This window comes from Halolamina pelagica, from assembly GCF_001307315.1.
Classification (GTDB): Archaea; Halobacteriota; Halobacteria; order Halobacteriales; family Haloferacaceae; genus Halolamina; species Halolamina pelagica_B.
On the sequence record NZ_LGUC01000001.1, the window covers coordinates 2,188,993 to 2,198,753 of the forward strand.

The 9,761-nt window shown below is 69.7% G+C and carries 9 protein-coding genes and 2 pseudogenes; 4 read left to right on the forward strand and 7 right to left on the reverse strand.

Annotated elements, in window-relative coordinates; translation table 11 throughout:
• Nucleotides 1-23: 23 nt before the first annotated feature.
• Entirely contained in the window at nucleotides 24-1,283 is a 1,260-nt protein-coding gene (locus SY89_RS11375) for a geranylgeranylglyceryl/heptaprenylglyceryl phosphate synthase (protein ID WP_054584307.1), read from the reverse strand.
• Between the two features lie 84 nt (nucleotides 1,284-1,367).
• On the opposite strand from SY89_RS11375, the gene SY89_RS11380 reads away from it, so the two are divergent.
• Nucleotides 1,368-2,603, forward strand: coding sequence for a hypothetical protein (locus tag SY89_RS11380; RefSeq protein ID WP_054584308.1), 1,236 nt, complete (start codon nucleotides 1,368-1,370; stop codon nucleotides 2,601-2,603).
• Between the two features lie 47 nt (nucleotides 2,604-2,650).
• Nucleotides 2,651-3,502 carry a ZIP family metal transporter gene (locus tag SY89_RS11385; RefSeq protein WP_054584309.1) on the forward strand — a complete coding sequence of 284 codons (852 nt, stop codon included), beginning with the start codon at nucleotides 2,651-2,653 and terminating at the stop codon, nucleotides 3,500-3,502.
• Here the strand turns inward: SY89_RS11385 and SY89_RS11390 are convergent, their stop codons facing one another.
• The 4 genes from SY89_RS11390 to SY89_RS11400 are packed head-to-tail and all read right to left on the reverse strand — an operon-like array spanning nucleotide 3,503 to nucleotide 5,801.
• The gene (locus SY89_RS11390) at nucleotides 3,503-3,844 is read right to left on the reverse strand and encodes a hypothetical protein (RefSeq protein ID WP_144427197.1); all 342 of its coding nucleotides are present in this window, start codon (nucleotides 3,842-3,844) and stop codon (nucleotides 3,503-3,505) included.
• Entirely contained in the window at nucleotides 3,841-4,836 is a 996-nt protein-coding gene (locus SY89_RS11395) for a DUF7490 domain-containing protein (RefSeq protein ID WP_054584310.1), read from the reverse strand. Before SY89_RS11395 ends, SY89_RS11390 begins: the two co-directional genes overlap by 4 nt.
• A 54-nt stretch (nucleotides 4,837-4,890) precedes the next feature.
• Complete coding sequence (locus SY89_RS17310; RefSeq protein ID WP_189319155.1) at nucleotides 4,891-5,169, reverse strand: alpha/beta fold hydrolase; 279 nt, start codon at nucleotides 5,167-5,169, stop codon at nucleotides 4,891-4,893.
• Nucleotides 5,124-5,801, reverse strand: a complete 678-nt coding sequence (locus SY89_RS11400; RefSeq protein WP_054584311.1) for an alpha/beta hydrolase — start codon at nucleotides 5,799-5,801, stop codon at nucleotides 5,124-5,126. Before SY89_RS11400 ends, SY89_RS17310 begins: the two co-directional genes overlap by 46 nt.
• Before the next feature lie 349 nt (nucleotides 5,802-6,150).
• Here SY89_RS11400 and SY89_RS19860 point away from each other — a divergent pair.
• Both SY89_RS19860 and SY89_RS18580 read left to right on the forward strand, forming a co-directional pair.
• Nucleotides 6,151-6,378 (forward strand): annotated as a pseudogene (locus SY89_RS19860) (DUF7347 domain-containing protein); the annotation flags it as partial.
• Between the two features lie 83 nt (nucleotides 6,379-6,461).
• Nucleotides 6,462-7,025, forward strand: a complete 564-nt coding sequence (locus SY89_RS18580; RefSeq protein ID WP_463467458.1) for a DUF7351 domain-containing protein — start codon at nucleotides 6,462-6,464, stop codon at nucleotides 7,023-7,025.
• 1 nt (nucleotide 7,026) lies between these two features.
• Here the strand turns inward: SY89_RS18580 and SY89_RS11410 are convergent.
• A pseudogene (locus SY89_RS11410) lies at nucleotides 7,027-9,263 on the reverse strand (amino acid permease).
• On the reverse strand, nucleotides 9,260-9,685 hold the full coding sequence (locus SY89_RS11415) for a universal stress protein (RefSeq protein WP_054584313.1): 426 nt from the start codon (nucleotides 9,683-9,685) through the stop codon (nucleotides 9,260-9,262). The pseudogene SY89_RS11410 and the gene SY89_RS11415 overlap by 4 nt, the downstream one beginning before the upstream one ends.
• Nucleotides 9,686-9,761: the final 76 nt, after the last annotated feature.

Genomic DNA, 9,761 nt, shown 5'->3' on the forward strand with positions numbered 1-9,761 from the left:
CCCGCTCGCGGCCGGCGGCTACGTTAGTGTGACGCTCCGGCGTCGACCAGCGAGGCGCTGAGCTGCTCGGACTGTCGGGAGCCGTCGGCCGTCCCCGTCACCGGCCCGGACAGCGCCGCCCGCGCGATCGTCGCCGCGAGCCCGTCTGGGTCGTCGACGACCGGCGCCAGCGCGGCACGGAGCGTGGTGTCCTGCACGTCGACAGTCGGACTCGTGCCCTCCTCGCGGGCGCGCTCGGCTCGCGCCCGCAGTTCCAGCCACGCGCGCACGGTCGTACCGGTGTACTCCCGCGCCAGCGCGACCGGGTCGTCGACGCCCGGCACGGTCGAGAGGAAGCGCGGCCCCGGGCCGTCGGCGTCGACGCGCTCGGCGACCCACTCGCGGACCCGTTCCGACGACGCGTCGGCGGCCAACTCGGTCGTCGCCCGCTCCAGCAGGTCGGCCTCCCGTTCGGCCACGCGGTGGAACGCGTCGCCGACGACGACGGTGTCGGCGCCAGCCTCCCGGACCGCGCGCACGTCAGCGGCGTCCGCGAGGCCCCCGCCGTACCACACCCGGGAGCGTACCAGCGCGCCGTCCATCCGTTCGAGTATCTCGACGGCCTCGTCGCCGCCGAACGTCCCGGAGTACTCCAGGTAGACGATCTCGGACTCGAGATGGCGGTCGGCGGCCATCGCCCGGCGTTTGGCGTCGGTCGCATCGAGTCGGTCGGCGGCCGTGACGCCGGACTCGCGAGCGGCCGCGCTGTCGGGGTTCTGGACGATGTACGCCTCGAAGGCGGCCTCCGAGAGCAGCAGGGAGGTGGCCACGCCCGCCAGCCAGTCGGCGAGGCGGGCGGGGAGCCACGACGCCGTCCGGCGGATCAGCTCGGGGGCGAGCTCCTCCCGGACGCTCTCGATCGCGAGCCCCAGCGTCCCCACGAGCGCCTCGCTGTCGCCGTTGAGCACCTCGGGAATCAACAGCAGATCGGCGGCGTCCTGGCTCTGCTCGGTGACGTGGTCGGCGCCGCTGGGCTCGTGACAGACCGGCGTCGACAGCGGCGCGAGCAGATCGAACGCGGCCGCGGTGTTGGCCGGCGTCACGTCCGAGGAGCCGCCGACAGAGATCGCGTCGGTCTCGGCGAGCCACAGCGGGTACAGCAGCGGGAGCTTCTTTGCGCCCTCCGGATCGACTTTCGTCACGTGGTCCCAGTCGGGCACCGGATTGGTGTCGAGCGCGCTGCGAGCCAGCAGCCGCGCGCCGTCGACTGCGCGCTCGCCCCACGCCGCGAGATCCCGTCGCATACGGACACCTCGCTGCCGGGAGGCAAAAACCCGGTCGGTTCGGGGATGGACAGCTTCAAACCGCTGGTCGGCTCACTCCGACCCATGTCCGGACCGCTCCGCGGGATCGCCGACCGCCTCGCGGGCGTCGGCGCGCTGCCGACGCCCGCCCGCGCGGTGTTCAGTCACTACGCGGCCGGCGGCTCGCTCCAACTCAGGGCGATCCGCCTCCAGCGGCGCGTCGAAGCCGAAGTGGAAGCGATGATCGAGGACGCCTACGCGGACGTCGAGGCCGCACTCGCCGACGAGTTCGGCCGCGAGTCCGTCTCGTTCGACTACGACACCAAGCTCACACTCCCGGTCGAGCTCACGCTCGCACACGTCTATCGTCGGGCTAGCGCGGCGACGCCGCCGGGGGTCGATCCGATCTCCGGCCGCCGGGCGACCGACCCGATCTCGCGGCTCCGTCGCCGCCGGTCCACGACCGAGGTCGACGCCGCCGAACTCGTCCGCGAGACCCGCCGCGCTCGCGAGGTGGCGGAACTGGTCGTCGTCGCCCTGCTGGACGGCGACATGCGCGACGCGATCAACGACGGCGAGTACGAGGACTTCGAGGTCGACTTCGCGGTCGAGGACCGTGCCCGCGTCGCCGAGGTCGCCCAGGAGGTGCTCCAGGCCGCGGTGCAGGAGCAGTTCGCGGCGTTCGACGACGAGGTGCGCGCGTGCTACGACGCCGCCGTCGACCGCTCGGAGGCCCACCAGGACCGGGATCCGCATTTCCGGGAGCTGATGGCCGGCGCCGTCGCCGCCGCCGAGGCCGACGCCGTCGCCGACGTGACCCCCGCGGACGTGGACGGCGAGAGCGGGAGTCGCGATCCCGAGACCGCCCGCGAAGCGCTGGGGGCGGAGTACAAACACCGCGCGTTCGAGGAGCCGCCGGCGCTGTTCGAGACGGCCGAACTCGATCTCCCCTACCTCGTCACGCAGTACGGTCGTGTCGGCGTCATCTACCACGGGATGGTCGAGATGTTCCGGGAGGCCGGCATCGAGCTCTCGCGGGAGTTCGAGCGTGCGGTGGTGCTCTCGATCATCGCCGCACAGATCTGGCTCGACGACGTGGACGACTTCGCGGCGGACGTCCGCGAGGGGCAGCTCACCCCCGTCACGGCGGAGTACCTGTTGGCCGAAAGCGACGCCGTCGCCTACGACGCCACGGTCTCGATCACGGAGGCCTACCTCGACGCCGCCCGCGACGCCGCCGACGCCTCCGACGCGCCCATCACGGGGATCGCCGTCGAGTACATCCGCCACGACGGCGAGCCGGCGAAGCTCCCGCGCTGAGCAGCAATCACGACCGTTATTAACTCCAAACTCGTTGTTCATAACAGATGGATACAGAGGAGAGTCCGCAGTCGCGCCGCGGTGAGCGGATCGTCGGGGCGATCGGGGTGCTGTCGATGCTGAGTGTCACGGTGATCGCGGCGCTGACGGGCGCGTGGAAACCCATGCAGATCGGCTGGGTCGCGTTCATCGCGATGGTCGGCGGCGTCGCGCTGGCACTGCGAACCGAGAAGAACCAGGCGGGCGCGCTGGTCTGGGGCTCCGGGCTGGCCAGCGGCGCGATGATCGTCAGCGTCGGGCTGTTTCTGCTCCCCGACGCGCTGAACCACCACCCGCGGTTCGGCGGCCTAGGCGTCGCGTCCGGCGTGATCGTCGGCTTCGCCGGCCACGCGATCGGCCACCGGCTCTCCCACATCGAGCTCCCGATGGACGCGACGGTGGCGCAGTTGACCGCCCACACGATCGCCGCGGGGGCGATCATCGGCATCGTCTACGGCAACATGCCCGAACTGGGGCCGCTGCTGGGCGTCGCCATCGTCTCCCACAAGGGGCCCGCGGGCTACGCCGCCGCGGACCGACTCACCCGGAACGGCCGATCGTGGCTTCCCATCCTGCTGCCGGCGGCCGGCGTCGGCGTCGTCGCAGTGCTGGCCAGCATGGTGAGCCTGCCCGCCTCGGCGCCGCTCAACGGCCTCGTGTTCGGCTTCGCGACCGGCGTGTTCCTCCACGTCGCGATGGACTTCCTCCCGCGGTGTGAGCTGGGGAGCGAGGTCCACGACGCGCTGAGCGTCGAGGGCGACGCCCACGCGATGCTCGACCGGCTGCGCCTGCACGCGGTGGCGTCGACGCTGCTCGGCGGGGCGGTCGTCGTCGTCCTGTGGTGGACGGTCGCGCCGTAGCTACGCTCGGAGCCGTCGCACCTGCCAGACCATTCCCGTCCCCACCAGCAGCAACACCACCAGATTGAACGCCGCCTGGAACAGCGAGCGGTACTCCCGGCTGATCCACTGGTTGATCGTCGTGGACACGTTCAGGTACAGCTGGAGCGTCGCGATCAGCGCCAGGAGCGAGAGCCCCGCGAGCAGCACGTAGTTGAGCGTGCGCCGTAGGTCGCGTCCCTCGTCCTGTTCGGGTCGCTCCTCGTCCTGTTCGGGTCGCTCCTCCACTCGGTTCCGGGCTCCGTCGTCGGCAGCTGTGTCGGTCATGGTGTCCTCCGTTGGGGATCGGTCGTCGTCGCTCATCGTCGCCTCCGTGCCAGCAAGCCCGCGCCCAGCAGCGCGATCACGGCGACGGCCGGCCCGAAGCCGGGCGTCTGGGCCGCCGTCTCGCCGGTCTCGGTCGCCTGGTCCGGTCGCCGGCCGTCGCGGTCGAAGTCGCTGGCGTTGAACTCGACCTCCTGTCGGCGCTCGTCGCGGTCGATCGTCTCCGTCGGGTCGAGGTTGACGACGCCGCCGGCGGTGTCGACGATCACGCCGTCGCGGGTGAGGATGGCGTCGACGTAGTAGTTGTACTCGCTGGGTACCGACACCTCGGTCGTGACTGTCTCGCTGCGACCCTCGCCGAGCCCGCCGGCGTCGACGCTGGTGCGGGCGGCGACGACGTTCGACTCGGCCTGGCGGACGACGAACGTCACCGACAGCGAGTCGGCCTCGCTCGGGCCGACCGCGGTGAGCCAGCCACCGAGTTCGAGCGTCGTGCGCTCCTCACTGGCGTCGACGATCGACACCGTCACCGGTTCGAGCACGGGGTCGTCGACGAAGCTCACGTTCGACTCGGCGTACGGCGGCGTCAACGCCCCGACGCCGCTGACTCGCCGACTGAACTCGTCGACGCGCGTCCCGTTGCGGTAGACGACGCCGGTGAGTTCGTAGCCACCCTCGCGGGGCACGGTGAGCGTGGTCGAGACGCGGCGTTCACGGTCGGCCGTCAGATCGCCCGCCGTGACCACGTCTTCGGCGACGAGCAGACCGGACTCGGCGTCGGTCGCCTCGAAGCGCACCGTCACGTTCTTCGCGGGGTTACCGCGGTGCTCGAGCGTCGCGAACAGATCGAGTTCGGCAGTCTGGCCCGTGATCTCCCCCGTCGCGATATCCGCGTCGACGACCCGTACCGGGCCCGGTCGAACCGGATCGTCGTCGGGCGGGGCGACGGCGCCGGGGACCACCGCGGCCGTGAGGAGGGCGGCGACGACGACCACGGCGGCGCCGCCGAGGAGGGCTCGTTCGTTGTCCATAGCCGATACGTCTCCTGACGGTAACAAGTGTTTTGTGCCTCGTTCACACGGTCGCTACAGTTCGGCGTCGAGGAAGGCGAGTTCGTAGCGCAGCGTCCGGTCGAGTTCCTCGCCGTCCAGCGCGCCGTAGTGGGAGGCCGGCACGCGGACCAGCGAGGCGTTCCGGACGCCGTCGCTCGCGGCGACGACCGACGCCGGCGGCGCCACCGCGTCGTGCTCGCCGGCGACGAACAGCGTCGGACAGGAGAGCTCCTGGACAGCCTGGCGCACGTCGTGGCGCTGGAGCGTCACGAGCGAGCGGGCGGGCGCGGTTCCGGGCTCGCGGCCGAGCACGTCGCCGACGGCGCGCGCGGCGCCGTCGGCGGCGATGGCCGCGACCTCGTTGGGCTCGCCGAACAGTGGCACCCGCAGCCCCCGCTCGTCGGCGTCGACGCCGCGGAGCCGATCCACCGCGGCGGCGGGGTAGTCCGCGACGCCCCGAGTGAGCCCCCGAGTCGTGGCCGGACCCACGCGGGGAGGACAGTGGCGCCCGAGAGTACCGGGAACCGGGCGATCACGGCGTCGACGGCGAGGGAGTCCGTTGCGGCCGCAAGCGCCGTTCCCGCCGAGAGATCCATCCCCCAGAGCGCGAGGCGCGTGCCGTCGACTTCCGGCGCCTCGCGGGCCGCCTCGACGGCCGCGTCGAGATCGGCACGCTGGCGACTCGGCGAGAGGAGGTGGTCGCCGTCGACGTGGCCGAAGCCGCGGTGGTCGAACGCGAACACGGCGTAGCCCCGCGCCGCGAGCCGCTCGGCCGTCGACTCGAGCGCCGCCCGCCACGGGAGCCCCGCGCCGGGCGCGAGCACGACGACCGGGGCGTCCGCGGGCCGGTCGGGGGTGAACAGGTGGCCGGTGCGGCCGTCGAACTCGACACGGCGAGTCGAGAACGCGTACCGGCTCGGCTTCTCGCGGCGAGCGTAGCTCACGGTCGCCCCGCGTGACGCCAGCGGTCGTGACGGACTCGGTTCATGTCGGCAGTTGCACTGGCGAGGAGTAAAACGTTCCCGTGAATGTCGGCCCCTCACCGGAAGGGGGCGAGGGGCCCACATCGTGCGGAGGGTGGGTTATGTCAGAGGCAGTCAGTTTCCCTCTCGCACGTACTCGATACTAGACACGCACCTATCAAAAACGCTCGGTGAACTGTGTTTCACTAGTCCGAGCGAGATAACTGCCACCATGGAGCGGGGTGATCGCGTATTCGTGCTAACAGTTCACCTGCGGAAACTCGACGTTTGACCGAAGCTATATATCGCTGCGCCGTGGGGTTCCGTCCGAATGAGCGACGATGGGTCGATCGAGGCGTTCGACCTGCTGTCGAACGAGGTCCGGCTGGACATCCTCCGGACGCTCGGCGAAGCGATGGCCGCCGGCGAGAACCCGCTGGCCTTTACCGAGCTGCAGCACCGCGTCGGCGTCGAGGACAACGGTCGGTTCAACTACCACCTCACCCGGCTGGTCGGGCAGCTCGTCGGCAAGGACGAGGACGGGTACGAGCTCAAACCGTCGGGGACAACATCTATCGAGCGATCGTCTCCGGCGCCTACACCGACGACGACGGCCTCGATCCCGTCCCCGTCGAAGGGGAGATCTGCCCCTACTGCGGCGCCGACGCGGTCGCGTGGTACGAGGACAGCCACTTCCACCTCGGCTGTAGCGAGTGTGACAACCTCGTCATCCGCTACCCGATCCCGCCGGCCAGCTTCGACCGTGACCGCCCCGAGTCGCTCCTCGTCGCCGGCGGCGCCTTTATCCTACGGGACCAGACGGCGATGCGCAAGGGCGTCTGTCCCTACTGTGCGGGCACAGTGTCGGGAGCGCTCACCGAGGAAGGCGGGGGGCTCGAAGAGTTCAACGAGCGGGTCTACTCCTCGGTCGCGCGGTACGTCTGTGAGCGCTGTAGCTGGTCGATGCACTGTGGCGTCCCGTTCGCGTTAAACATGGAGCCCGCAGTGGTGAGCTTCTTCCACGACCACGGCATCGCTATCTTCGATCGCCACCCGTGGTCGATCTACCAGTACGCCGACGACCGCGTCTGCTCGCGTGATCCCTGGCGCGTGGAGGTGACTTGCCGGATCGACGGCGACGTACTCCGAATCGTGATCGACGGCGACGTCGACGTGATCGAGACGGCGATCGAGGCGGCGGCCTGAGCTACCGTCCCAGGAGCCCGCGGAGCCGTTCGAGCGCCCCGCGGTCGCGCTTTCGCTCGGCCAACAGCACCGAGCAGTCCACATCGTCGACCACGTCGGGGACCAGCGAACCGGTGAGCACTCGTGAGAGCACGCCCCGCTGGCTGGCACCCATGATCACCAGCGTGGCGTCCGCCGCGGCCGCCTCGATCGCGGTCTCGGCGTCTCCGGTCTCGACGCGGAGTTCGGCGTCGACGCCCTGGGCGTCGGCCCAGCCCTCCAGAAACTCGCGCCCCTCCCCCTCGTCGTCGGCGACGTGCAGCAGGGTGAGTTCGGAGCCGAACTCTCGCTGGAGCAGCTCGCCGATCTCGACGGAGAGCGCCGAATCCGGCCCGCCCGCGGTCGGAATCAACACGCGCTCGGGATCGAATCCGCGGTCCTTCAGCATCAGGAAGTCACAGGGGAGGTCGCTGGTGAGCTCGTCGACCGCGCCCTCGACACGGCTCCCGCTGTCGGGCCCCCAGCCCATGACGGCGAGATCCGCCTCGTGGTCGGCGGCGGCGTCGAACACCTCCTCGATCCCGCGGTGGGAGATGATGGTGTGGGTCTCCACGTCGACGCCGAACGTCTCCGCGTCGGCTTCGGCGTCGTCGAGCACGGAGCGGTGGTCCTCCTCGATCCGGCTCACGTGGTCGGCCGCATAGCTCAGCGAGGTCTGGTCGGGAACGGTGATGACGTGGACCGCGTCCACGATGCCGTCGCGCTGTTTGGCGATCGCGCTCGCGAGCGTGATGAGCTCCTGCTCGTGGGCCGGGTTCGCGAGCGGCACCATCACGCGGAACTGGGTATCACCCGTGGGCTGGACGCTCTCGACGGCGTCGACGGCGGCGTCGGGCATCTCCTCCTCTCGAGAGAGGATGTACTCGCTCAACAAGCCTTGCTTCTCGGTCTTGGTCCGGGCGTAGGCGAGATACCAGATCGCGGCGAACAGCACGATACCCCGCCGACGAGCCGGGGAACGGGTTCAATGTAGTAGATGAGCGCAAAGGAGAGCAGTCCGCCCACGATGGGGGTGAACGGGTACAGCGGCACCGTGAACGACGGCTCGTAGTCGATGGCGTCGGCCTCCCGCATCACCACCAGTGCGATGTTGAGCAGGCCGTAGATGACTAGATGAAGGAAGCTGCCAATGGACGCCAGCGTGTTGATGGGTGCCGCGACGATGAACAGGAGGATGAACGACCCAGTCAGCGCGATAGAGCGGTACGGCGTGCCGAAGCGCTCGTGGATCTCGTTGAGGTTCGGCGTCACGATGCGGTCTCGGCCCATCGCGAAGTTGATCCGCGAGGACGCCATGATCGACGCGTTCGCCGAGGACGCGGTCGCGAGCAGGCCACCGAACAGCATCGCGCCCGCGCCGATGGGGCCCATCAGCAGCCGTGCGACCTCGACGACCGCGATGTTGTTAGCCTCCGACTGGGTCTGGATGAAGCCGGGTTCGACTGCCGCACTCATCACGACCAGCACCAGCGCGTAGATGAGCGTCACGATGACCACCGAGCCGATTATCGCCCGCGGGAGGTTCTTCCCGGGCTCCTTGATCTCCTCGGCGACGCTAGTGATCTGGACGAAGCCGAGGTAGGAGACGAATATCAGCCCCGTCGTCTCCAACATCGGCGTCAGCCCCTTCGAGCCGGGAATGTTCGCCGGGGTCGCGCGTGTCGCGCCGTACACGGTGAACACGCTTAGGATCAACACCAACACGACGACGATAACGTTCTGCAGTCGCCCGGTCTCCTTGGCGCCGATGTAGTTGACGAGCACGAACAGCGTCGCCGCCAGCAGGCCGATGAACTTGATCCACGGCACGGTGACGCTGGCGACCACGAACCCGTCCGGGAGGCCCGCGATAGCGACGACGTACTCGCCGAATCCGACCATGTAGAACGCGCTGGCAAACGCCAGCCCGAGCCAGTTGGCCCACCCCGCGATCGAACCGAACAGCGGCCCCAGCGCCTCGTTGACGTAGAAGTACGCGCCGCCGGAGCGGGGCATCGCCGTCCCGAGCTCGCTCGCCGACAGCGCCGTGAACAGCGCGATCCCGCCGCCGAGAACGAACGAGATGATGGCGAACGAGCCCGCCCGAGTGATCGCCTCCCCTGGGAGGACGAAGATGCCGGCCCCGATCATCGTCCCGATGCCGATGGTCAGCGCGGCCAGCGGGCCCAGGTCTTTCGCGAGTTCCTCGTCGCCGCTCATCCGCTTCGGCCCGGGAGCGTGATCACCGGCCGGTCGGCGTCAGTCACCAGCCGGAGCGTTCGATCGCCCGCGAGGAACTGCTCGAGCCGGCCACCTTTGCGTGGTTGGAATGCGATGGCGCTGGCCCCCATCTCGGCGGCGACGTCGACGATTCCCTCGACCACGTCCCGGCTGTACACCATCTCGGTCTCGGCCTCGGGAAACCGCTCGCGGAACGCGTCGAAGGCAGCCTCGGCGACCGACTCCGACTGTTCGACCGGCGTCTTGTCCGGGACGCCGCCACCCTTCTCGACGACGTGGACGACAGTCACTCGTTCGGGGTCGTACATCGCCAGCGCGACTGCAGTCTCGCGGGCGTCTTTTTCGGTTGCGACGGGAACGAGCAGGTGCGATAAAAGCGAGGCTGACGAGTCGTCTGTCATAGCGGGGGTTTGTCTCGCGTCCCGTTTAACCCTACCCTCTGCGGCCCACCGGATCGGAGACTCGAAGGGATGGCGG

What these genes read in the sequence shown, in the direction of transcription:
- SY89_RS11415 (WP_054584313.1), bottom strand. Translation starts at nt 9,685, where the DNA reads ATGACAGACGACTCGTCAGCCTCGCTTTTATCGCACCTGCTCGTTCCC.
- SY89_RS11395 (WP_054584310.1), bottom strand. Translation starts at nt 4,836, where the DNA reads ATGGACAACGAACGAGCCCTCCTCGGCGGCGCCGCCGTGGTCGTCGTC.
- SY89_RS11380 (WP_054584308.1), top strand. Translation starts at nt 1,368, where the DNA reads ATGTCCGGACCGCTCCGCGGGATCGCCGACCGCCTCGCGGGCGTCGGC.
- SY89_RS11390 (WP_144427197.1), bottom strand. Translation starts at nt 3,844, where the DNA reads ATGAGCGACGACGACCGATCCCCAACGGAGGACACCATGACCGACACA.
- SY89_RS11385 (WP_054584309.1), top strand. Translation starts at nt 2,651, where the DNA reads ATGGATACAGAGGAGAGTCCGCAGTCGCGCCGCGGTGAGCGGATCGTC.
- SY89_RS11375 (WP_054584307.1), bottom strand. Translation starts at nt 1,283, where the DNA reads ATGCGACGGGATCTCGCGGCGTGGGGCGAGCGCGCAGTCGACGGCGCG.